The sequence below is a fragment of the Candidatus Thiodictyon syntrophicum genome (genome assembly GCF_002813775.1).
GTDB lineage: Bacteria > Pseudomonadota > Gammaproteobacteria > Chromatiales > Chromatiaceae > Thiodictyon > Thiodictyon syntrophicum.
On record NZ_CP020370.1, the window covers coordinates 2,928,991 to 2,951,961 of the forward strand.

Annotated in this window: 17 protein-coding genes; 2 read left to right on the top strand and 15 right to left on the bottom strand. The window is 66.2% G+C overall.

What is annotated here, in order from left to right; translation table 11 throughout:
* Nucleotides 1-49: 49 nt before the first annotated feature.
* A complete protein-coding gene (locus tag THSYN_RS12360; protein ID WP_100919420.1) occupies nucleotides 50-1,369 on the bottom strand; it encodes a CorA family divalent cation transporter in 1,320 nt (439 codons plus the stop codon).
* Between the two features lie 803 nt (nucleotides 1,370-2,172).
* Here THSYN_RS12360 and THSYN_RS12365 point away from each other — a divergent pair.
* Both THSYN_RS12365 and THSYN_RS12370 read left to right on the top strand, forming a co-directional pair.
* Entirely contained in the window at nucleotides 2,173-3,459 is a 1,287-nt protein-coding gene (locus tag THSYN_RS12365; RefSeq protein WP_100919421.1) for a glycerophosphodiester phosphodiesterase family protein, read from the top strand.
* Between the two features lie 70 nt (nucleotides 3,460-3,529).
* Nucleotides 3,530-4,252, top strand: a complete 723-nt coding sequence (locus THSYN_RS12370) for a hypothetical protein (RefSeq protein WP_100919422.1) — start codon at nucleotides 3,530-3,532, stop codon at nucleotides 4,250-4,252.
* A gap of 198 nt (nucleotides 4,253-4,450) precedes the next feature.
* Here THSYN_RS12370 and THSYN_RS12375 read toward each other — a convergent pair whose 3' ends face one another.
* The 14 genes from THSYN_RS12375 to THSYN_RS12435 form a co-directional block, all read right to left on the bottom strand.
* The gene (locus THSYN_RS12375) at nucleotides 4,451-4,693 is read right to left on the bottom strand and encodes a hypothetical protein (protein WP_100919423.1); all 243 of its coding nucleotides are present in this window, start codon (nucleotides 4,691-4,693) and stop codon (nucleotides 4,451-4,453) included.
* A 267-nt stretch (nucleotides 4,694-4,960) separates the two neighbouring features.
* Nucleotides 4,961-7,399 (bottom strand): response regulator, encoded by a 2,439-nt coding sequence (locus tag THSYN_RS12380; RefSeq protein WP_100919424.1) that lies wholly within the window; start codon nucleotides 7,397-7,399, stop codon nucleotides 4,961-4,963.
* A gap of 308 nt (nucleotides 7,400-7,707) precedes the next feature.
* A complete protein-coding gene (locus tag THSYN_RS33770) occupies nucleotides 7,708-8,460 on the bottom strand; it encodes a PEP-CTERM sorting domain-containing protein (RefSeq protein ID WP_157817623.1) in 753 nt (250 codons plus the stop codon).
* A 48-nt stretch (nucleotides 8,461-8,508) separates the two neighbouring features.
* Complete coding sequence (locus tag THSYN_RS12390; RefSeq protein ID WP_157817624.1) at nucleotides 8,509-10,434, bottom strand: alkaline phosphatase PhoX; 1,926 nt, start codon at nucleotides 10,432-10,434, stop codon at nucleotides 8,509-8,511.
* 231 nt (nucleotides 10,435-10,665) lie between these two features.
* Nucleotides 10,666-11,121, bottom strand: coding sequence for a hypothetical protein (locus tag THSYN_RS12395; RefSeq protein ID WP_100919426.1), 456 nt, complete (start codon nucleotides 11,119-11,121; stop codon nucleotides 10,666-10,668).
* 25 nt (nucleotides 11,122-11,146) lie between these two features.
* Nucleotides 11,147-11,305 (bottom strand): hypothetical protein, encoded by a 159-nt coding sequence (locus THSYN_RS33775; RefSeq protein ID WP_157817625.1) that lies wholly within the window; start codon nucleotides 11,303-11,305, stop codon nucleotides 11,147-11,149.
* A 59-nt stretch (nucleotides 11,306-11,364) separates the two neighbouring features.
* Entirely contained in the window at nucleotides 11,365-12,057 is a 693-nt protein-coding gene (locus THSYN_RS12400) for an HAD family hydrolase (RefSeq protein ID WP_100922395.1), read from the bottom strand.
* A gap of 328 nt (nucleotides 12,058-12,385) precedes the next feature.
* A complete protein-coding gene (locus THSYN_RS12405) occupies nucleotides 12,386-13,570 on the bottom strand; it encodes a glycosyltransferase family 4 protein (RefSeq protein ID WP_100919427.1) in 1,185 nt (394 codons plus the stop codon).
* Nucleotides 13,571-13,576: 6 nt separating this feature from the next.
* Entirely contained in the window at nucleotides 13,577-14,344 is a 768-nt protein-coding gene (locus THSYN_RS12410; RefSeq protein WP_100919428.1) for a GNAT family N-acetyltransferase, read from the bottom strand.
* 85 nt (nucleotides 14,345-14,429) lie between these two features.
* The gene (gene meaB, locus THSYN_RS12415; protein WP_100919429.1) at nucleotides 14,430-15,476 is read right to left on the bottom strand and encodes a methylmalonyl Co-A mutase-associated GTPase MeaB; all 1,047 of its coding nucleotides are present in this window, start codon (nucleotides 15,474-15,476) and stop codon (nucleotides 14,430-14,432) included.
* On the bottom strand, nucleotides 15,473-17,629 hold the full coding sequence (gene scpA / locus THSYN_RS12420) for a methylmalonyl-CoA mutase (RefSeq protein ID WP_100919430.1): 2,157 nt from the start codon (nucleotides 17,627-17,629) through the stop codon (nucleotides 15,473-15,475). The genes meaB and scpA overlap by 4 nt, the downstream gene beginning before the upstream one ends.
* Nucleotides 17,630-17,784: 155 nt before the next feature.
* Complete coding sequence (gene hisD / locus THSYN_RS12425; RefSeq protein ID WP_216644741.1) at nucleotides 17,785-19,086, bottom strand: histidinol dehydrogenase; 1,302 nt, start codon at nucleotides 19,084-19,086, stop codon at nucleotides 17,785-17,787.
* A 300-nt stretch (nucleotides 19,087-19,386) separates the two neighbouring features.
* Nucleotides 19,387-20,364 (bottom strand): pyridoxal phosphate-dependent aminotransferase, encoded by a 978-nt coding sequence (locus THSYN_RS12430; protein ID WP_157817626.1) that lies wholly within the window; start codon nucleotides 20,362-20,364, stop codon nucleotides 19,387-19,389.
* Between the two features lie 122 nt (nucleotides 20,365-20,486).
* The gene (locus tag THSYN_RS12435; protein WP_157817627.1) at nucleotides 20,487-22,382 is read right to left on the bottom strand and encodes an HAD family hydrolase; all 1,896 of its coding nucleotides are present in this window, start codon (nucleotides 22,380-22,382) and stop codon (nucleotides 20,487-20,489) included.
* Nucleotides 22,383-22,971: the final 589 nt, after the last annotated feature.

Consider the following 22,971-nt stretch of genomic DNA (forward strand, 5'->3'; position numbering starts at 1 on the left):
GCTGACAGCAGTCGCGAATGGCCTTGCCTAACTTGTTGGTGAACCGTTCCTAGCTCCGACCACGCTCCGCGCGCGCGGCGCTGACCACTTTGCGATTCTCGAAATGTCTAACCGCGACATAGGTGCTCCAGCCGAGCAGCATCATGGCGACGACGAAGGCGCCATAGGCCACCGGCCAGGCAAGGCCCGCGGTCATCATCGAGAATTCCGACATGCCGCCGATGCCGGCCAGGATGTTGAGCGGCATGAACACCACGCCGAACACGGTCATCCGGCTCAGCCGCTTATTCTGGTTGATATTGATGACACCGATGGTGGCGTCCATCAGAAAGTTGATCTTGTCGAAGAGAAAGGCAGTGTGGCTGTTGAGTGATTCGATGTCGCGCAGGATTTGTTGCGCGTCATCACGCTGCGGCGGCGTCAGAATCTTGCAGCGCATCAGGAACGACAGGGCCCGCTGGGTGTCGAGGATATTGTTGCGGATGCGCCCGTTGAGGTCTTCTTCTTCGGCGATATCGGCGAGGATGGCGGCCGCCTCATCATCACTGATGTCCCCGCTCAACACCTGGCGTCCGACCTTGCCGAGCGTGGCATAAATGTCTTCGAGCGAATCGGCCGAATATTCGACATCGGTGCCGTACAGATCGAGCAGCAGGTCCTTGCAGTCGGACGCGTAGTCCGGCAGGGTCGTAGCGCGGCGCCGCAGCAGGCGGAAGACCGGAAGTTCCTCGTTGCGTACCGAGAACAGGATTCCCTGATGCTGGATGAACACGACCGGCACGCTGCGCGAATCGCCCTCCCGGTCCAGCAGGAAATTGGAGTGCAGATGAATGTCCTGGTCTTCTTCTACGTGGAACCGGGAACTCACCTCCAGATCGGTCGCCTCACCCGGGTCCGGCAGGACCAGCCCGAAGTGCTTGCCGATGTAGGTGCGTTCGGTCTTGGTGGCATTGAGCAGATCGACCCAGATGGTGTGCAGGCCCTCCAGGTCGCGGCGGCGGCGGATGCTGACCTGCCGCAGGCGTCCCGCCACCAGTTCATAGGCATTCATCTGGCTGTCGGAGAACCCGGGCTCTTGTGCCCCCGCCAACTGCTCGCCCAGATGATCGGAAACTTCCCACAGGATGTCGCTCTGACGTTCCGGGGTGACCTGGGTCCAGAGGCGCACCGCCTCCTCGCCGCTCAGCGACTCCAGGACCCGCGCGATGTCATCGGCGGGCAATTTCATCAATAGGTTGTGAAGCTCCGCCAGGTGTTGGCGCGCCACGATGGTTTCGACCAGCGCCTGGCGCGGCTGGTGTTGGTTATGGACCAGGTCTTCCACCAGCCGGTGCTTGTTGAGCAACTCGATCATTCGTTCGCGGGACATCGTTCTTCCTTCTGAGACAGATTGCTGTGCGTCGCCGCCCCGGGGGCGGGAGAACTCCGGGGCCGCTGAGAGGTCCGGCAGGCGCTGCGCCGCATCGGGGCCGACGGGGCATAGACTCGCGCCTGCCAGGCCAGGGGCTCCTGCGGCCCCGGGTCCGCGGGGATGCGGGCACCAGGCGCCGTCGCCTCCAAGACGACCAGGCATCGGCAGCGTACTGGATCGGCGGGAGGTGGTCCACGAAACCGCCGACGGCGGTCGGCTCCCGGTGCGGGACCGGATACTCTACTGCAACAGGCCATGGGTCTGGGCGGCGTAGACGAAGATCAGCGGCCCGGCGGCGGTCGCGGTGGTCGCGTGCGCGGCGCAGGCGGCACCAAGACGCACCGACCCGTCCGGCGCCCAGTGCGCGTTGCGGCTGCGCGACCGGCGCAGGTCCAGGTATCAGTCATCGCCATTCAAGGTTTCGTCATCTTGCGGTTATCCGGGCGTCATCGCTGATTGCTAGGATCCGGCCCAATGCCGTTAAGTGAAGCCCTTCCGGCTCCCACGCTCCCGCGTGGGAGCCAGTGCGGGCGCTCGGCGTCCAGTGTCGGGACCGGACGGGCAGTGCCCGCACGGCATTCTCCCGCTTCCGCGTGGGAACGAGAAGCCCTGCCGTCGGCACTTGACGTAATGGCATTGGGATCCAGCCGCGCCCCCGCGGGGCGCGGCGCGTGCCGCAAGCACGACCCAACCGGCGGCAATTGTCCCCCGTCACGACCCGCGGTCGCCGCCTTCCTGCCCGTCGATCCGAGGAGAGCCCCATGTCCGTCTTGCGACCCATTGCCGTCGGCGCCCTGTGCCTGATCGGCCTCAGCCCCGTCTCCAGCAGCCTGGTCCAGACGGGCCAGTTTGACCAATACCGCGGCATCAACACCACCGCGCAGGTCGGCCCGCGACCCTTCTTTCTGATCGACGACATGGCCGCCGGCCCCCTGAAGTCAACCCTCGCCGCCTGTGCCGCCCGCACCTTCCGCAAGAGCGCCTTCTCCATCGGCCATCGCGGCGCGGCGCTGCAGTTCCCGGAGCATACGCTGCAGTCCTATGTCGCCGCCGCGCGCCAGGGCGCCGGCATCATCGAATGCGATGTGACCTTTACCAAGGACAAGCAACTGGTCTGCCGCCATTCCCAGTGCGACCTGCACACCACCACCAACATCGTCGCCACCGAACTGAACCAGAAATGCACGCAGCCGTTCAGCCCGGCTGAATACGACGCCGCCGGCAATCGCACCAAGGCGGCCGGCGCGGCGTGCTGCACCAGCGACATCACTTTGGCCGAGTTCAGGACCCTGCGCGGCAAGATGGACGCCGCCGATCCCAATGCCCGCACCCCCGAGCAGTATCTCGGCGGCACCGCGGATTGGCGCACCGACCTCTACGCCGGCCCGACCAGCGGCACCCTGCTGACCCACGCCGAGAGCGTCGAACTCTTCAAGGCCCTGCGCGTCAAACTGACCCCGGAGTTGAAGGCGCCGAGCGTCGCGATGCCCTTCGACAGCGATGGCGACGCCATCCCGGATTATACGCAGGAGCAATACGCCCAGCAGTTGATCGACGAGCTGCGCGCCGGCGGCGCGCGCCCGCAGGAGGTCTTCCCGCAATCCTTCCAGATCGCGGATATCCGCTATTGGATCGCCAATGAGCCGCAATACGGCGCCCAGGCGGTCTATCTCGACGATGCCGATTCAATCGCCGATGTACCGGGTGCCGCCGAGTTGCAGGGCTACAAGGCCGAGGGCATCAACTATGTGGCACCGCCGCTGTGGCAGCTGCTGACCGCGGCCGGCGGCGACATCGTGCCGTCGCAATACGCGCTCGACGCCAAGGCGGCGGGGCTCAAGCTCATCGCCTGGACCCTGGAGCGCAGCGGCCGGCTCGCCGACAGCGACCACGGCGGCTGGTATTACCAAAGCATCAATGGTGTCGTGAACCGCGAGGGCGACATCCTGCGCACCCTGGACGTGCTCGCGAAGGACGTGGGCATCGTCGGCATCTTCTCCGACTGGCCCGCCACGGTGACCCTCTACGCCAACTGCATGGGCCTGTAGACGCACAGCGGCGCGGCCCCCGGCCGCGCCGCCGCGCCCGCGCCCAATATCCCAACAGCGGATCACCACCATGCGACATGCCACCAACCGCCTGCGCGCCCTCACCGTCGGCCTGGCCCTGACCCTCGCCAGCCTGGCGGCCCAGCCGGCCGCCGCCGGCGCCTTCGACGCGAGCGCCTCCGCCATCCTGCGCCTCACCGGCATCGCTGCACCGGGCGGACTCGGCGGTCTGACGATCACCGGCAGCCAGGGCACCAACCGGCACCTCACCGGGGGCGCCTCCGGCACCGCCGATATCACCTTCACCGACGACCCCCTGGGCCTCGGCCTCGGCTTCGACACCAGCATCGGCGCCGCCACCGTCGGCCAGGGCGACGCGAGCGGTGCCACCCAGGCCGACCTGAGCATCGCGCTATTCAATGGCAGCGCCGCGACCATTCGCCTCAGCTACGCCCTGGCCTACAACCTCGCCGTCGGCGCCGGTTTGGATGGCGCCGACGCCGACGCCTTGGCCGAGGCCTTCTTCGATCTGTTCATCGACGGTGTCGTCACCGCTGGCCCCGATACCCTGTCCCGGACCCTGACCGACGATCCATTCGGCACCCGCGCCGGGGCGCCGCTGACCGACAGCGCAGCCTTCACCATCGAGTTACTCCCGGACGAGAGTGCCCGCATCGATTTCACCATGAACGCCTATGGTGAATCGGCCGCACCCCTGCCCCCGGCGCTGCTGCTGGTCGGCCTTGGCCTCGGTCTGCTCGGCTTCCAACGCAGTGCCCGGCGCAAACACTGAACCCCAGCGCCGCCCCGCCCGGATGGCGGCGCCGCGAAACCTCAGTGGCGGCGCGGGGGTGCTGACTACGAGACCGCCGGTCCGCACAGCGGACCCCACCGAGCGCGGCCCTACGCGCGGGTCCGCGGCGCGGACCGATGACGGTCGGCCGCAACGATGACCAAGGCACACTGAGGTGGACTTCGACCGCCGGCCAGGTCAGCCCGCCTTGCTCTCGCCGCGGTTGGCGTCGAGTACGCGTTGGAAGCGCTCCGGGTCGTTTTTCAGCATGAGCACATAGTCCTCGACGAGGCCCTGCCAACCGAATCCGCCGTGCTCCTTGAGCTTGAGCAGGGCGACCATGAGCAGCTTGGCGGCGGCCCTGGTCTCGCGATCCTGGCCCTGGGCGTACCAGGCCACGAGTTCGTCGTAGAGTGCCTCGACCTTCTCGATCGGTGTCATTATCGGTGTCATTGAGTCACCTTGCGGTGCGTTGGACTTGAGGGTGCGCGCTCGGACGGAATCAATCGATGGTCGAAGGTGCCGGCCGTAACAAGGCAGCCTAACCGCGAGCGGTTACGGTTTGGTTACGTGCAAGTGACCGATGAGGTCGGCGCGGCGGGTGGGTCGGCCGCCGCGGGGCATCAGCGCCGAGCGGGTGCGCGCATTGCCCCAGTTGACACCGGCTCCAGTCGGACTCCGGGCGCGCGGTGCTATGCACACGAAGAATCAGGCTGCGCGGGTACGCCTGATCCAGTGGGTGAGCGTGTCGTACAACTCCTTGAGCCCGACCGGCTTGCTCAGATAGTCATCCATCCCGGCCTCCAGGCAGCGTTCCCGGTCGCCGGGCATGGCCAGTGCAGTGAGTGCGATGATCGGGGTGCGCCGCAGCGCCGGGGCCATGCGCAGGCGTCGCGTGGTCTCCAGTCCGTCCATCCCGGGCATCTGGACATCCATCAGGATGAGATCGGGACCCTGGTCGCCGGCCAGGGTGATCGCACTGGCGCCGGTGCGGGCGGCGAGCACCTCGCAGCCTTTGATGCGCAGATAGGTCGACAGCATCTCCAGGTTGCTCTCGTTGTCCTCGACCAGCAGGACCCGCGGCCGCACCAGCGGCGCGGCCTGGCCATCAACGTCATCGGGTCGCGCCTCTTCCGGTCGGAGTTGCTCAGCGCTCTGCGCCTGCGGGTCCCAGGGCAGGACGATCTCGAAACGACTGCCCCGTCCCACTTCGCTCTGCACCTCGATCCGGCCCTGGTGCAGTTCGGCCATCGCCGAGGCGAGTGCCAGCCCGAGCCCACTGCCGTCATACTGGCGCGCCGGCCGGCTGTCCAACTGGACGAAGGGCTGGAACAGGCGCTCGAACTGGTCCGCCGGGATGCCGACACCCGTGTCCCAGACGCCGATCCGCAGTTCTCGCCGGTCAGGGTTGGCGGTGACATCCAGCCCGATCGCACCACCCTGCGGCGTGAACTTGACGGCGTTGCCGAGCAGATTGACCAGCATCTGCTTGAGCCGGCGGCTGTCGCCCAGCACCAGACGAACCCTGGGGTCGCAGGTGGTCGAGACCGTCAGTTCCTTGCGCCTGGCCGCCGGGCCGATCAGACGCAGGCCGGCATCACAGAGTTGGTTGACTGGTACCTGGTCCCGGTGCAGCTGCATCTGCCCGGAGGCGACCCGCGACATGTCCAGGATGTCATTGATGAGTTCGAGCAGATGGGCGCCGTTCTCGTGCATGATGTTGACCGCCCGCTCCTGCTGGGTGGTCAGGGCGCCGAGCATCCCGTCGCCCATCGTCTCGGAAAGCCCGAGGATAGCGGTGAGCGGGGTGCGTAGCTCATGGCTCATGGCCGCGAGAAACTCGTCCTTCGCGTGTGCCGTCCGGGCCAGCTCCGCGTTGGCCCGATCGAGTTCCAGCGTGCGCCGGCGCACCCGTTCGGCGAGTGTTGATCGCTCCTGCGCCAGCGCATCATGCGCCGCGCGTAAGGCCGCTTGCGCCTCCTTGCGGGCGCTGTTGTCGGAGAAGATGACGACCGCGCCGACCAGGCTGCCGTCCTGATGGATGGGGTTGGCGTGGTATTCGACGGGGAACTGGCTGCCGTCCGCGCGCCAGAATACCTCGTCATCGACCCGGGCCGCGATCCCCTCGCGATAGGTCGCGGTAGCCTGGCAACGGTTGACGGGATAATGGCTGCCGTCGGCCTGCGAATGGTGCGCGGTCTCATGCATGTGGCGGCCATGGAGTTCTTCCGGCGTCCGGTAGCCGAGCATCTGCGCACCGGCGGGGTTGCAGAAGGTACAGCGCCCGTCGGCGTCGACCCCATAGATGCCCTCGCCGGTCGACTCCAGGAGCAGGCGCGCGCGGGCCTCGCTCTGTCGGAGATCCGCTTGAGATCTGGTCAGGCTCTCCTGCATCGTCTTGAGTGCGGCCAGCAGTTGGGCGGGTTCATCGACGCCGCGCACCGGGATGGGGGTGGAGAAATCGCCGGTGCTGATCCGTCGGGCGATCGCCGTGGCCATCGCGATGGGCTGTCCAATGCGACGGTCGATCAGCCAGATGAGAAAGAAGACCGCGGCGCTCATGACGCCGACCATCACGAGCAGGACCTGCCGCTGGAGCACCACGGTCGCCGCGTCGATGCCGAGCAGTGTGCGTTCTTTGTGGGCGAGCACGGCGGTCACGAGCTGGTCGATCAGGTCGGTCGGCTCCCGATCGATGTTACGCACCCGGCGATCGACCTCCACTTGTGAATCGGGCCCCGGCGCACGATAGCCTGCGAGCGCGGCGCGGTACTGCTCTCCCAGTCGCCGATGCGCCTCCCCGAAGCGCTCGGCGGTGGCGGGCGACTGCCCATGGTCGGTGAGTAACCGGATCAGTTGATCCAGGGTCTCGCGCGTGCGCGCCTCCTCGCGCTCGAAGCGACCGAAATAGTCATCGAAGAGCCCTGCCTCCTGCCCCCGCAACAGGATGTTCTTCCACTCCTGGACCTGTTTCTTGAAGTGGACCTGCGCGGAGAGGGCCGTGGTGACGATCGCGGTGCTGGCCTCGCGGACCCTCGCCTCCCGCTCGCAGGCCTGCGTCAGCAGGTGGAACCCGTACAGGCTGGCGGCCAGATTGACCACCAGGATGGCGATCAGTGCGCCGGCAAGTTTGGTGCGGATGGGCATGGCGTGCGCTCGCCTGGCGGTAACAAGACAGTTGTAACGTTACGCTGCGATCATACGCCATGCGCATCCTGGGCGAGTGCGCAATGCCGCACAAGGGCCTGAGGGGCGTCGCGAGGGTCCGCTGCCGCAATGGCATCGTCGGGCCCAGGGGCGAGGACTGCGTGAAGGAGTGCGCCACACTGCGCAAGCGCTCAGTCGCGCTGCCGCCGCGGTGGACTGCGCTGCGCTTGTCCACCCTACGATGCTCAGGGATCGATGACGGCCTCGATCAGGGTTCCGACCGTCGGGTGGACAGGCACCGACGCAGTTCACCGCATCCCGCGACGTCGTATCCTTAGGCCAACCAACCCCAGCGCCAGCAGGGCCAGGGGGGCCGGTTCCGGTACGAACTCGACCTGGGCCTGGCTCTGGGTCTGGACCCGGATCACCCGGGTCTCGTTGCCGACGAGGGCGACCGTGAAGGTGCCGCTGTCGGTGTAGGCGGCGCTGTCCAGGGCGCCGTTGGCGGAGTCGGCCTCGACCAGGTTGGTCAGGTCCACGGCAAAGGTGTCGTCGAAGACCCACACCATGGCCCGGGCGTAGGCGTCGGAAAAGCCGGTCGGCGTCACGCTGGTCTCGGCCGACAGGTCGATCTCGTAGCCGAAGACGACCTGCATGGCGGCGGCGCTCAGGTTCCTCAGGGTGAGATATCCCTCACCAGCCAGGCTCGCGAAGCCGCTGCCGACGCGCGCATAGGCGCCCGCCTCGGAAAAGCTCTGCTGGCTTTCGTAGATCCCGACGCCCAGGGTGTCGGACACGGCGCTGCCCGGGTCCTGGGCAGCGTTGGCGTAGGCGTTGCCGCTGCTGCTGAGGTCCACGGTGGCATCCGCCGGGTCATAGTCGTAGGTCAGGGTCAGGTCCGTGCCCAGGGCGCCATCAATGACCTGGTCGACGGACAGGACGACCTTGGACGTGGCGATAGCCTCTGCGCCGGCGCTGACCAGCGGCGCGAAGGCCAGGCTCGCGAGGCCCAGGGCCAGGCCGCCCAGGGTCAGACCGGGCTTGAGGTAACGGGTTTGCATGTGGGTGTCTCCAAAGCGATGTCGGGCATGAATCCTCGTGGTCGTTGTCTATTTCAGGACCGGGAACTTGAAGTAGCCGACATAACCGTGCTTGGCATCCTCGTTCGCGCCGGGCGCACCGGTATCGGACTCGCCATAGGGATGCTGGACGACGCCCATCAGATAGGCGTGACCCTTGAGGTCCGGGTACCAGTAGGGGGAGGTGGTCTCAGAGCCGTAGGGGGTGGTGAGGACCCGGGTCAGTTTGCCCGCACGCAGGTCGTAGGACCAGATGGCATCGTTCTGGTGACCGCTGCCGGTGTCCTCGCCGATGATGAGGGTGTTGTAGCGGGGCAGGTAGGTCAGGTTGTCCGGATTGGCGAGCCCGTTCAGGCTACAGGTGTTGGTGGTCTTGTTGTCGGTGTCCTTATCGAGGCTTCCCGCCACCGGGGTACCGGCGAGCAGGCCGCTCATCTGGACGACCACATAGGCGCTGGCGATCGGGTTGCCGGCGGTGTCCTTGACCCGGCCGGCCATGGGCAACTGATAGACGGCACCGCAATCGTTCCTGGCGAGCCGGATTTGATTGGGTCCGCCGACATCGGAGCCGGTGTTGTTTTCCATGCCCTTATTCAACTCGGAGATGGCCATGTAGGCGACGCGCTGCTCCGGGTTGAAGGTGAAGCCCTCGACCTTGCGGAACTCGGTCGCCGCCCCGTGCATGGCGGCATAGCGGCGGGTCTCAAGACGCGACAGGAGGCTGTCGCTCACCGTGCCCCGGGCCTTCAGGCACTCGTGATTGGCCGCACCGTGACCGGCATTGATGGAGGTGAAGCCGGCCCCGCAGGTGCCGTCGTCCGGGCTGTTGAGCGCACCCACCTCGTAGAGGTTGTCGAAGGTCTGGCCGGCGATGGCGGCCTGGACGTCCGCCGAGGTTGCGTGACCCAGGTTGACCCAGGAGATCGCGCCGCGTCCGCCCTTGGCCTCATTGCCGCTGAGCTGGGTCCACTTGGCGGCATAGAGGGTGCCCGCGCCCAGGTCCCCCGCCGTGTCGGCGATGAACATCAACAGCATGGTATTGGTGCCGTCGTCGGTGATATAGACGGTCTTGGCGTCCGGCATGGCATAGGACAGCTCGCTGGCCATGCGGCCCATGGCGAAGTGCTTCGCGACGCTCGCCAGAGCGTCCGCTCCGACGGCGACCTCGAGCGGCCAGCCATACCGGTAGGGGTTCATGTGGTCACGGGCATTCGCGCAACTGGGGGCGTACTGCGCGTCGCTGCCGTCCACCAGATACTGGACCATCGCCGACTCGTAGTTGCTGGGGCGCTGCTTGGCGGGGTCCGCATTGGCGCAGGCGTCGGTACCCCCGGTCTGGCTGCTCCACATGCGGGCATCGGGCTCGTACTCCTCGCTGCCTAAGTGGGTGCCCCAGGGCGAGACGCTGCCGGCGCAGTGGACCCAGCCGCCTTGGTAGCCCTTGAAGTCGACATAGCGGGTGGCCTGGGGACTGAGGGTGCCGTCGGACCCCTGATTCAACAGCGTCTGATAGATGGCCCCCGGGCGGCTCTCGAAGTGCGAGATCAGGTAAAGCCGCTGGTCCTGACCCTGGATTAGTGAGTTGAAGTCGTTGTCGTTGGAGATGCGCGGCGTGGCACCGTCCAGGACGGGCTGGTCGCGGATGTCGTAGATGGCACCGAACTTCAGCTTCGCCGTAGCATGGATGCCGCCGTTGGCCTCCAGCAGTGGCAGCTCGGCGCCGCTGCGCAGCAGCACATTGTAGCCGGTCATCTCAAGCGTACCGTTCACCTTGGCCGCCTCGGAAGACAGGATCAGTTGCTTGTCGACCTCATTGCCGGACATCTCGACGCTGGGCTGGTTGGTCGTTGCCCCGGGGACCGGGACCGGTTCCGGCTGAACCTGGCCGGCAAGGACGGGGCCCGCGGCGAACAGGGCGGCGGCGATGGCCGCGGGGAGCTGGGCCTTGAGGTGCATGGGGATCTCCAGAGGGCGCGAAGAATTGGGAAACACAGGGGGGCGCGAGCCATCGCAAACCGGGGCGACGCATCCTTGCGGGATGATAGCGACCCTCTGTGACCGCACCATTGCGGGCGGATGACGAACTGCCGACCCACATCCGGCCATTGCTCACGCCAGGTCGGCAAGCTCGCCAGGAAATACCATCGTCTTGAAGCGGGCGCGGCCCGGCTGGGGACGCTCTTGCGTTCAGGGGGCCGGGCTGAAGTCTTGAAGATAGGGGTTGTCGGTGCGCCGCTGAATCTGGAGATAGGGCCGGTTGGCGGCCTTGTGGCAGCGATTGCAGGCGGCCAGAAGGTCATCGTAGGCCGTGTCGACGCGGCCCTGATCACCCACCTCGACCGCCTGTTCCAGGGCCTCGAAGGCGGGCGTCAGGTTGGCGGTGAGGAGTCTGCCGATCGCGATCCCGTCGCACTCCTCGATCTTCTCGACCTCCTCGATCACCTCCTCCACCTCATGAACATAAAAGCCCTGGAGCGGCCGGTTCTGGGCACTGACCGCCAAACCCAGCTTGTGCACATAGTATTGGAGCCGCCCCATCCAGGCGACCAGGCCCGAATCAGGTTCACTCGTCGCACCCGCCACGGGCAAGGACAAGGCGCCCAGCAGCACGAGGTGAAAGGCAACGATTCGATTCTGTTTCATCGACATGTCTCGACAGTCTCCAGGTTTAAGGGATCGCAGCCCGCGCGTCACCCGACGGCTGAGCCATGGCATCGTCTCCTGTTGCGACGTGCCTGTCGTTGTTGTCGTTGTCGTAATCGTTGTCGTCGTCGTCATAATCGAGGTTACCGTAGCGCCCCGGATTCTCTCGCACCCCAAAATACATCGCTTATCCGATTACGATTACGACAACGACAACGACAACGACAACGACAACGACAATTGCTAGGCCACGACGGCCCCGAGGCTGAGGGTATGCAGTATCCGTGCGCCCAGTTCCGCCGGGCTGCGGGAGATCAGTTCCCGCGGGATGCCGTGACGCACGGTGAGCCGCTCGAAGTCCTCGAATCCATATGACACCATGAAGGGATGGATACCGGCGCCCACTGCCGCCTGGTAATCGGCGGCCTCGTCGCCGCAGGCAAAGGCGAGCGCCGGATTGACATCGAAGCGGTCGCGGATGGTGCGGAAGGCGTCGAGCTTGCCCAGGGCCAGCGGCAAATGGACCAGGAAGTCGAACCGGGCCGGGTCGAAGCCCTCCCGTTTGAACAGGGCCTCGAGGGTATCGACCGGATCGCGGGTGATGTTGCGGGTCACGATCCCGACCCGCACGCCCGGCCGACCCGCGAGCCGATCCAGCAACTGCGCCATCCCGTCATAGAGGTGCCCTTCGTCCCGGTAGACCTCGGTCAGGGTGGCGATGATCCGTGAGCGCTTCTGCCGGGCGATCTGCTTGCGCAGATTGCGGGGGAACTCCTTGATCCCGCCCAGATACTTGAACACGTGGCGGCGCTTCTGGAAGCGGGCAAGCGGACCTAAGTCCATACCGTGCATGGCGAAGGTCTTGTCGATGGCGCTGAAGGCATCCACGGTGGTGCCGTCGGCGTCGAGGATGACCAAGCGGTCGTTGCTATACATAGGCAAATTGAAACCCGCGCGGGTGGGGCGCGCCTTGGACTGTTTCGCCATCCGGCTGCCGACGCCTTACACCGCCCTCAAGGCAGGGCCTGCCTGGATCAGCCGCGGGCCAGGCAACCAGAGTGTAGCGGAAGGCTTGGTACCCTCCGGCAGGCACGCCGCGTCTTCGCGTTGCCACAACCCGGCGGTCAGCATTGCAACACGCAAGGGGCCGCGACCGCAATGACCCCACGCCCGGCGAGGAGCCGGTGCGGGCCTTGGCGACCATGCCGCCCGGCGCCCGGGCGGCTGACCAAGGTCCCGGACCGGTGGGCCGCGGGGCGCGCGCTCATTGCGGGGTCGGGGCCAGGTGTTGCGGCCCGGTCGCGGTTGCGCGTTGCTGGATCACGTCGAACAGACACTTCTCGACGGTGTCGATGACGCGGTCCCAGCCGAGTGTCTCGGCGGTCGCCCTGGCCTTGCGCCCGTAGTGGGGCAGGTTTTCCATATCCTGGGCCGCGGCCACCACGGCGTTGACGAAGGCCAGGTCGTCATAGGGATAGACGGTGATACCGTTGTCCCCGGTCCTGATGTAGTTGTGGGCCGCCGCGGCATCGAAGGCGACCACGGTCAGGCCGCTGGCCATGGCCTCCGGGACCACGTTGCCGAAGGTCTCGGTGAGGCTCGGGAAGACGAACAGGTCCGCACTGGCATAGTGTTCGGCGAGTTCGACGCCCACCTTGGCCCCGACGAAGTGAAACTGCGGGAAGCGGCGCGCCAGTCGGGACCGCTCCGGGCCATCGCCCACCAGCAGGCAGCGGGCCTTGGGAAGGCTCGCCTGGGTGGCGATGAAGCTCTCCAGGACCAACGCGATATTCTTCTCTGCCGCCAGGCGTCCGACATAGAGCAGCGTGGGGGCGTCCGGACCGCAGCCCCAGTGCGCACGCAAGGGTGCGCGGCGCCGCGTAGGGGAGAAGAGCTGGGTGTCGACCCCGCGCCCGAAGACCTGGACCTTGGTATAGCCCTGGGCGCGTAACCGGTCGCGTAACTCGCTCGTCGGGACCAGGGTGGCGTCGGAACGATTGTGAAAGGTCCGCAGTGACCGGGCAATGGGTTGCGCCAGCAACCCCAGCCCATAGTGCCTGCTGTATTGCTCGAACTGGGTATGAAAGCCGGTCGCCGTCGGGATACCGAGCGCCGCGGCGACCTTCAGTGCCGCGCGCCCCAGTGGACCCTCGGTGGCGATGTAGATCAGGTCCGGGCGCTCGACCTGCCATAGCCGCCGCAGGCGCGCGAAGACCGGCAGCCCGAAGCGCAAGCCGCGGTAACCCGGGATGGGCAGGCCGGGGACCAGGGTCTCGCCGGGGCGCGGGTCGCCGCTCCCGGCATCGGTCCCCTGCCGGGGCCGCACGACATGGAGCCGATGGCCGCGGTCCGTCAGGCCCGCGACCAGGTGGCGCATGGTGTTGGCGACGCCGTTGATCTCGGGGGGATAGGTCTCGGTGACGACCGTGATGTGCAGGGCTGGTCTCATCGGTCCTCAGGCGCCGCCCAGGCGCTCGATGAAATGCCGGGCATAGACCGGGTTGAGGTCCGCGACCCGCAGCAGGATCAGGACGTCGGCCACGCCGAAGTCCGGGTCCCGACAGGGCTCACCGCAGGCCCGGGCGCCCAGGCGCAGATAGGCCTTGAGCAGGGGGGGCAGCGGCGCGTCGAGGACGTCGCCCGGGACCTGGGCGCTGCGCAGCGGGACCCGCGGGCTCACGCGCAACTCAGGTCCCGTCAGGCCCTGGCGGCGCACCCGGTTCATGATCGCCGCGGCCTGGATATCGTCGGCGCCCAAGGGGATGCTGGCGCACCCGAACAGGTAATCGCACCGGTGCAGTTGCATGAAGGCGGCGAGTCCCGACCACAGGACCGCGATGGCGGCGCCCTGCCGATACTCCGGGTCGATGCAGGTGCGCCCGATCTCCAGCAGACTCCCGGGGAGTCCGACCAGCGGCCCCAGGTCGAACTCGCTCTGCGAATAGAAACCCCCGAGCTCCCGCGCCTTGACATCGGTCAGCAGGCGCGTGCAGCCGACCAGCCGGCCGGTCTGCACCTCGCGGACCAGGAGGTGTTGGCAGACGCCGTCAAAGGCATCGACATCCAGGCCGCGATCCCCCCCCTGGAGCCTGGCACCCAGTTCCTCGCCGAACACCCGAAAGCGCAGTGACTGGGCCTCGCGGACCTCCAACTCGGCGGTCGCGAGATCCACGAACAGGCGTTCTCCCCGCCGGGCGGGTAATGCAGGGGCGATGGCTGGCATGCGTCATCCTCGGGTCGTTAGAAGCGGCGGGATCGACTATAGCGACCCGGCGTTTCAGGTTCGCGAGGAAACGATGACGATGTGGTTACGGGTCGCACCGGGGGCAGTCCGGGTCCGGCGCGCCTGGGGGCGGAGCGGCGGGGGCGCGGTTGGTTTGGGCCAGCGTCAGCAGGCGGGTGGCCGCCAGGGTCGGGCTCAGGGTACCGGACGAGACGGCCCGTGTGAGGTCGGGCAGCAGGGCGCCGACGGCGGGATGCGCGCGAAAGTCGGCGCGCAGCCGCTCCTCGATCAGGTGCCACATCCAGTCGAGCGCCTGGGAGCGTCGCCGCCGCTCGAACGCACCGTCGCGGCACTGTAGCTCGCGATAGCGCTCGATCTGCGACCAGACCGCGGCGACCGCCCCGCCGTCGCGCGCCGATAGCATCAGCACGGGCGGCTGCCAGTGGGGCGAAGCCGGGCGCAGGATGGTCAGCGCGTCCGCGAGGGTCTGCCGGGCGGCAGCGGCGGCCGCGGGGGCCAAGTCAGACTTGGTGATGACGATCAGGTCGGCCAGTTCGAGGATGCCCTTCTTGATCGCCTGCAGCCCGTCGCCCGCCAGCGGCAGTTGCAGCAGCACCAGCAGATCGGTCATCCGCGCGACCGCGGTTTCCGCCTGTCCGACGCCCATGGTCTCGACGATGACCACATCGAAGCCCGCCGCCTCGCACAGGAGCATCGCCTCGCGGGTGCGCGCCGCCACGCCGCCGGGGCAGGCGCCCGCGGGCGATGGCCGGATGAAGGCCGCCGGGGCGCGCGCGAGCCCCTGCATCCGCGTCTTGTCGCCCAGGATGGCCCCGCCGCTCAAACTGCTCGTCGGGTCCACTGCCAGCACTGCGAGCCGGTGGCCCTGACCGATGATGTGCAGGCCCAGCGACTCGATAAGGGTCGACTTGCCGACCCCCGGCACGCCGCTGACGCCGATGCGCAGCGACCGACCGGTGTGCGGCAGCAGGGCCTCGATGAGCGCCTGCCCGCGGTCTTGCTGATCGCGGCGCGACGACTCCACCAGGGTGATCGCCTTGGCGAGGGCACGCCGGTCGCCCGCGAGCACACCCTCGATCAGGGCCGCATCGGCGCCTGCGTCGGGGGTCACGCCGCCCCGGGGCCGCGCGACGCGCGGATGGCGGCGAGCACGGCGCGGGCGGCCTCGGCGATGACGGTGCCGGGACCGAACACGGCAGCGGCACCGGCGGCCCTCAGGACCTCATAGTCCGGCGCCGGGATGACACCGCCGACCACCACCACGATGTCCGCGGCACCCTGGGCGCGCAGCGCCGCCACCAGTTGCGGCACCAGCGTTTTGTGCGCGCCCGCCAGCGTGGACACGCCGACCGCGTGGACATCGTTCTCGACCGCCTGCCGGGCGGCCTCCTCCGGGCTCTGAAACAGCGGACCCAGGTCGACATCGAAGCCCAGGTCGGCAAATCCGGTGGCGATGACCCGGGCCCCGCGGTCGTGGCCGTCCTCGCCGAGCTTCGCCACCAGGATCCGCGGGCGGCGGCCCGCGGCGTCGGCGAAGGCGTCGATCTCGGCCTTCAGTTCCTCCCAGTCGGGGTCGCCGGCGAAGGCGGCGCCGTAGACACCCGTCACGCAATCCGTATGGGGGCGGAAGCGGCCGAATACCGTCTCCAGCGCGTCGGAGACCTCGCCGACGGTGGCACGCACACGCATCGCCTGGACGCTGAGGCCGAGCAGATTGTCTTGCCCCAAGCGCGCCGCCTCGGTCAGGGCACCGAGCGCGGCGGTGACGGCCACCGCGTCGCGACCCGCCCGGACCTGGGCCAGGCGCCGGCATTGCGCCTCGCGCACGGCGGTGTTGTCGATCTCGCGGTACTGGAGCGGCGCCTCCTGGGCCAGCCGGTATTTGTTCACCCCGACGATGACATCCTCGCCGCGGTCGATCCGCGCCTGTTTCTGCGCCGCGCTGGCCTCGATCCGCAGCTTGGCCCAGCCGGAGTCGACGGCCTTGGCCATGCCGCCCAGGGCCTCGACCTGCGCGATGATGGCCCAGGCCTCATCGGCCATGTCCTGTGTCAGCCGCTCCATCATATAGGAACCGGCCCAGGGGTCGATCACGGTGCCGATGTGGGTCTCCTCCTGGATGATGAGCTGCGTATTGCGCGCGATCCGGGCGGAGAACTCGGTCGGCAGTGCGATGGCCTCGTCGAAGGCGTTGGTGTGCAGCGATTGGGTGCCGCCGAACACCGCCGCCAGGGCCTCGATTGTGGTGCGCACCACATTGTCGTAGGGGTCCTGCGCGCTCAGCGACCAACCCGAGGTCTGACTGTGCGTGCGCAGCATCAGCGAGCGCGGCTGCCGTGCGCCGAAGTCATTCATGATCCGCCACCACAGCAGGCGCGCGGCGCGCAGCTTGGCGATCTCCAGATAAAAGTTCATCCCCACCGCCCAGAAAAAGGACAGGCGCCCGGCGAAGGCGTCCAGGTCCATACCGGCGGCGAGCGCGGTGCGCACATATTCCTTGCCGTCGGCCAGCGTGAAGGCGAGTTCCAGGGCCTGGGTGGCACCGGCCTCCTGCAGGTGATAGCCCGAGATCGAGATCGAATTGAACCGCGGCAGCTCCTGCGCCGTATAGGCGATGACATCGGCGATGATCCGCAGGGACGGGGCCGGCGGGTAGATATAGGTGTTGCGGACCATGAACTCCTTGAGGATATCGTTCTGGATGGTCCCGGTGAGCCGTTCCCGACCGACCCCCTGCTCTTCGGCGGCAACGATGAAGGCGGCGAGCACCGGCAGCACCGCCCCGCTCATCGTCAGCGACACCGAGACCTGGTCGAGCGGGATACCGTCGAACAGGATTTTCATGTCCTCGACCGAATCGACGGCCACCCCGGCCTTGCCGACATCGCCGGCGGCGCGCGGATGGTCGGAGTCGTGGCCGCGGTGGGTGGGCAGATCGAAGGCGACCGACAGGCCCTGCCCACCCGCGGCGAGACTGCGCCGATAAAAGGCATTGGACTCCTCGGCCGTCGAGAACCCCGCGTACTGACGGATGGTCCAGGGGCGCTGCGCGTACATCGTCGGCTGCGGGCCGCGCACAAAGGGCGGCAGGCCGGGGAGGGTGTCGGAATACTTGAGACCCGCCAGATCTGCCGCCCGGTAGAGCGCCTTGACCGCGATGCCTTCGGGCGTGTGCCAGGTGAGGCTGTCGAGCGTCTGGCCGCGCAACGCCTGTGCCGCGGCGGCCAGCCACGCCTGGTAGGCGCGATCGTCGTCGGATGCCATCTCAAATCCCCCCTTAAGGTGTGCGCACGCCGCGCGAACCGGCGGACGCGGCAAGGGATCTTATACCCGCCGACGCGTCGTAGGGTCCGCTGCGCGGACCGCGACCTCGCAGCCGGCCGCGACCTTCGCGAAACCGCAAGGACTTCCGATCCGGGTCAGATGTTCCGCTCGCGGATCGCCATGGCGTGTGCCGCGAAACCCTCATATTCTGCGAATTGTTGGGCCTTGGGGCTGATTCCGGGATAACCCAGTTGCGACACATAGCCGATCGATGAGCGCTTCAGATAGTCGTGCACTGTGACCGCCGAGAACGATCTGGCAAATCCGCCGGTGGGGAGAATCGCATTCACGCCCAAGCAGAAATTCCCAACGGTAATGGGCGTAAACTGCCCCAACAGGATCTCACCCGCGTTCTTGATTGCCCCGAGTATCGCCATCGGATCGTCCACCAACACCTCCAGGTGCTCGGGGGCGAACTCGTTGACGAACGCGATCGATTCCTCCAAGGAGGGCGTGAGCACGATGCCGCCGTAGCCCGCAAGGACCGTCTCGCAATATTCCCGGCGCTTTGGTGGGAGCTTGGACACGAGGTCGGGGAGGAGCTTGGCGACCTCGTCAGCGACCCTCTTGTCATGCGTTACCAGCAGTGCGGTTGAGTCCGGTCCGTGCTCCGCCTCGATCAGCAGGTCGAGTCCGGCGATGCGCGGCTCGACATTTGCGTCGCAGAGGATAATGGACTCGCTGGGGCCGGCGGGCGTACCGGGGTCCACGACCCCATAGAGGATTCGTTTCGCGGCCGAGACATAGCTGTTTCCCGGTCCCAAGGTCTTGGCAACCCGCGGGATCGATGCGGTTCCGTACGCCAGGGCGGCAATGGCCTGAGCGCCGCCGACCCGATAAACGTCGTGCAGGCCGCAAATCCGCGCGGCATACAGCGTGGCGGGATCGACAGTGCCGTCCGGACGCGGGGGGGTACAGACGACGACCCGAGGGACACCCGCGATTTGCGCCGGGATTCCCAGCATCAACATCACCGATGGAAATGAGCCCTTGCCGCTTGGCACATAGAGCCCCACCGAGGTGATCGGCGTCACCTTTTCCCCGGCGAGAATTCCCGGCGCGATTTCAACGAACCACATCTCCTCGGGCATCTGCGCCTGATGATAGCGCCGAATATTCGCCGCCGAATAGTCGAGCACCTCCTTGATCGAGGGGTCGAGCGACCCGATGGCGGAATCGATCTCGGCATCGGAGACACGCAGACCCTTGGCACGGAGGTCCGCACCGTCAAACTCGGCGGTGTACTTGAAAAGGGCCTCGTCCCCCGACGCCCTGACCGCGTCGATGATCGGCGACACGGTGGCGGCCAAGGTGGAAATGTCAGCCTCAGATCGGCGGCACAGGGCGCGGCGATCGGTCTCTGACATCTCATCGAGAACAAAATAGTTGATTTTCATGGGCGGTCTCCCGCGGCAGTTGCGATGCCGGTTAAGCAAAAACGTATCTTATCAACGATCGGGAGCAAGGTCGCCGGCTTTTGCGGTGGCGCCCCGGGCCGGAGTCCAAGGCTTCAGCCTTGGATGTACAGGGCCAAGGCTGAAGCCTTGGACTCCAGAAGGTGGCCGCTGGCCGGGACGATGATCGAGGGCCGTGCCGGCCAAGCCGGCATCTTCGCGATTTCCCTCTTAGGCGGCAGTCCCGGCCCACCGGCTCTTGTCCACTCTCGTGCGCGGACCTGCACATGGTTCAGGCTCTCGTTAAGCGGAAGCGTCGAGCGCGCTCGTGAACGCCGTTTGGAACCTGGACAACTGTTCGGGTATCGGGATTGCAATCCGCACCGCGGACGCAAGCCGCGCGTGGGCCTGCGGCGCCACCAGCACGCCGTTCGCTCGCAGTCGTTGTACTACATGATCGCGCTGCGATAAGTCGACGAGCACGAAATTGGCCGCGCTAGGGAAAACCTTCACGCCGCTGCCGTCGAAGAACCTGAGCAGTTGCGGCTTCGCTTCGCTCACGATCGCCCGAACGTACCGCCGCATAATGGAAAGGTCGGAAAAATGACCCGTCGCGGCACTGACGGCAAAGGCGTTGACATCGAACGGCAGGCGTAGTTTACGCAGTTGCCGAACGATCTCGGGGTGGGCCACAACATAGCCAAGCCGCAAACCAGCCAAGCCGAAGGCCTTGGAAAACGTACGTGTAACGATGATATTGGGGTGAGCGGCAAGGAGCGATACCGCGGTGATGCCGGCATACTCGTAGTAGGCCTCATCGACGATTAAGGGACCAGGCCGCGCGGCCGCTACCGCGCGTATCGACTCCAGTGGGATCAGGGTTCCGGTCGGGTTGTTCGGATTGACCAGGACACAGAGCCGCGGCCCCTGATCCATCGCTTCGATGAATCGCTCTGCGCTGAACGAAAAATCGCTTTCCAACGGTACGCAACGGACCTCGGCGCCAAGGGTCCGGGCGACGTGCGCGTAGATCGGAAATGAGGGGTCAATGACCTGCAACTGATCGCCGGGCGACAGAAAGGCCCGCAGGATCAGTTGTATCGCGTGGTCGGAGCCGTTGGTGACCAGAAGCTGCGACGGTGAAACTCCGACATAATCCGCCAATAATGGATAGAGCGGTGAATCGTCCGGATAGGCTGAAAAGCGCTGCGAGTCGATGACGCGCAGAATCGCATCGCGCACCAGCGGCGGCGCTGCCATCATGCTCTCGCTCAGGTCCAAACGCAGAAAGTCTGCCCGGTCTATCCCACACGATAGCGTCGGGAACTCTCGGGCCTGGTCGACGAAAGGGTTTACGGTCGGGATCATGGTTGTCGATAATTCGGTTCGAGGCTCAGCGGGCGTCATGACAGGGTGGCCTTCACCCCAGGGGGTACTCCGCGGCGAAACGGATTGGGAAGGAAGGCCTCGGCAATCGCCTTGCCGAGACCGGTGAACACGCCCAACCATGTTTCATCCGGTGATACCGGCCGGCGAATGTGGATCATGATACTTGCCGCAAGCCCGCCGGCAAGACCATCGACGAAATCATCCAGATCTTCCGACCGCAGTGTGCCGAAGACGTCCTGTCCCACGAGAATGCGGCGTCTGAGTTGGCTATAGGATTCGCCAAAGGGTACGAAGGACCAGAATTTTCTCCCCTCGACGCTCAAGGCAACACCGACGGCCAGGTTTTGCAGATCGGCGGCGGTATGAATGTTGCTTCCTGCGCCGTCAGTCCCCTGCGACATCATCCGAATGACCAGCAACTCCAACAGGGCGCGGCCAATGACGAGCGCGACGTCCTCAAAAAGCACATGCGATGACGTAATCACCGAAGCGGTAAAGGAAAGCTGCAGCGTGAACCCGGCATTGTCGGCCAGCGCCAGCAGGAGCTCGCTGAAGCCCTCGGTACATATCGACGGGCCGACCTGCAAATGAATAGCAGAAGGTTGCCGGCGCGCGAAATCAATGACCAGCGAGACCTCGCTCTCGGCGGTGCGCCGCGTCACTTCACAGAGGTCGCTGCCGACGCTGTGGACCCTGAGGTCACCAAGCACGCGGGTATTCTCTTGGCCATCCGTGGTCGGCGCAGCGTGCACTGGGCGTACTGGTCCGAAAATCCGACTCAGGGAGATGCCAACGGCGCGAAACACGCCCTCCCAGGTGTGATGCGGGTCCTCCGCGCTGCAGATCGTGACATCGATCGCTGCCTGGAGACCTTCGGCGAGTCCGGCGAGGAATTCCTGCAGCGGCGCACCGTTAGACAGTTGTTCGCAACGCAGAGACAAGAACCAGTCGAGCGCGACCTCGCCTTGAGCATTAAGGTGGAAGACACCCGGGGCACGACCGGTATCCACCAGGACCTCGGCGCTGCCGTCATCGATCATGCCCAGACAGGCCGCGCTGGCGGTCTTGAGCGGGAAGCGACGCAGCGCCGTGCCGAGGAGTGCTCCGGCGGCCCTGGAGTCATTGTTATTCCAAGCGAAATCAATCGAGGTGCCGAGTCGCCAGGCGATGTGCTCGACCATGTGACTCAGGAACTCATTGAGGGTGACGATCTGCTTGATTCTGACATCGCCGAATCTGAGATCGGCAACGTTCTCGCGGAAACTGGAGTAGACCCGTGCGCTTCCCGCGGCTTCGAGTGCGCCGGTATCAGCGCTGCCGGTGGCGACCCCGATCGTTCGGCATCCGGCGGCAATGCCGGCCGCTACCCCAAGGATGGAGTCCTCGACGACAACGCAGCGGGTTGGGTCAAGGCCGAGTTGTTTGGCCGCGAAGAGGTAGGTATCGGGTGCGGGCTTTTTCCGCAAAGCGGGGTCGTCGTTGCCGACGATCACCGAAAAGCTGTCGCGCAGCCCGCAGTTGTTCAGTATCGCGATGGTCTGGGATAGCGGATTATTGGAGACCACCGCGCAGGGGATCGCCCGGCGGGCAAGGTCGGCAAGGATGTCAGGAATTCCCGGGAGGATGGGAAAGGTCGCCGTCAGGCGCGCGGCCAAATAGTCCTCGCACATCGTCTCGGCATCTGTCGAGGGAAGCGGTGCGCCGCACTGATCTTGCAGGTGGGCCAGAATCGCCCGCCAGTACGCGGGCGGATCGAGCGGGAATACGCTCTTAAGAAAATCCGCATCGACACTCACCTGACTGCCATAACGTTCCATGATCAGGCGGCGCGACGCCTGTATCGCAAAAGACAGGGAATCGATCAGCACCCCGTCCATGTCCCATAAAACGGCGGCGGTATCGTCCGGCAAGAGAAACCGATTGCAAAGATTGATTTCTGCGGGTCGCGAGTGTAGCACTAGATGGCCTGACTGTCTTGGGAATAGATTAGACTTATCAACATTATAACATGATAAGCTTCAAGAAACAAACCGTTTCAAATGGCTGGGGTTTTTTTCAACTTCGTCTGACCTGACTTCTGCAGCGGCAGAGCAGCCGGATCAGGAGTGCCACGTCCTTGGCGTTGTCTTTCAGGCCGAAAAGGGATTGATCACCTTCGCCCCGTCATAGCATCCCAATAGGCAATCCGGAAGCGCTCCGGCAGCCGCAGCGCATCCAGGGGCAGGGCGGCATCCGACGCGCCGTAGGGTCCGCTGTGCGGACCGCGACCGCGCGTCCGGGCGCGACCTTCGTGGATCCCCAGCACCGCCGGTCCGCGCAGGGGACCCTACGCGGGCCGCGCGGCACTTTGGTCCGGCACGGGGCGCACCGCGTCCACCTTGACCGTCGCCGACCGAGCGGCTAGGATCGCCCGTAACCTATTCACTGCCTGTTGAATTTTCCCCACGCGGCCGGCGGTCCCGCACGCGGCCGATCCTGGCGTGAGCCATTGCCCTGGAA

Excerpts from the sequence above, each read along its gene's own strand:
- THSYN_RS12405 (WP_100919427.1), bottom strand. The coding sequence starts at position 13,570 with ATGAGACCAGCCCTGCACATCACGGTCGTCACCGAGACCTATCCCCCC.
- THSYN_RS12365 (WP_100919421.1), top strand. The coding sequence starts at position 2,173 with ATGTCCGTCTTGCGACCCATTGCCGTCGGCGCCCTGTGCCTGATCGGC.
- THSYN_RS12410 (WP_100919428.1), bottom strand. The coding sequence starts at position 14,344 with ATGCCAGCCATCGCCCCTGCATTACCCGCCCGGCGGGGAGAACGCCTG.
- THSYN_RS12375 (WP_100919423.1), bottom strand. The coding sequence starts at position 4,693 with ATGACACCGATCGAGAAGGTCGAGGCACTCTACGACGAACTCGTGGCC.
- THSYN_RS12400 (WP_100922395.1), bottom strand. The coding sequence starts at position 12,057 with ATGTATAGCAACGACCGCTTGGTCATCCTCGACGCCGACGGCACCACC.
- THSYN_RS12395 (WP_100919426.1), bottom strand. The coding sequence starts at position 11,121 with ATGAAACAGAATCGAATCGTTGCCTTTCACCTCGTGCTGCTGGGCGCC.
- THSYN_RS12370 (WP_100919422.1), top strand. The coding sequence starts at position 3,530 with ATGCGACATGCCACCAACCGCCTGCGCGCCCTCACCGTCGGCCTGGCC.
- hisD (WP_216644741.1), bottom strand. The coding sequence starts at position 19,086 with ATGAAAATCAACTATTTTGTTCTCGATGAGATGTCAGAGACCGATCGC.
- scpA (WP_100919430.1), bottom strand. The coding sequence starts at position 17,629 with ATGGCATCCGACGACGATCGCGCCTACCAGGCGTGGCTGGCCGCCGCG.
- THSYN_RS12380 (WP_100919424.1), bottom strand. The coding sequence starts at position 7,399 with ATGCCCATCCGCACCAAACTTGCCGGCGCACTGATCGCCATCCTGGTG.
- THSYN_RS33775 (WP_157817625.1), bottom strand. The coding sequence starts at position 11,305 with ATGTATTTTGGGGTGCGAGAGAATCCGGGGCGCTACGGTAACCTCGAT.
- THSYN_RS33770 (WP_157817623.1), bottom strand. The coding sequence starts at position 8,460 with ATGCAAACCCGTTACCTCAAGCCCGGTCTGACCCTGGGCGGCCTGGCC.
- THSYN_RS12360 (WP_100919420.1), bottom strand. The coding sequence starts at position 1,369 with ATGTCCCGCGAACGAATGATCGAGTTGCTCAACAAGCACCGGCTGGTG.
- THSYN_RS12390 (WP_157817624.1), bottom strand. The coding sequence starts at position 10,434 with ATGCACCTCAAGGCCCAGCTCCCCGCGGCCATCGCCGCCGCCCTGTTC.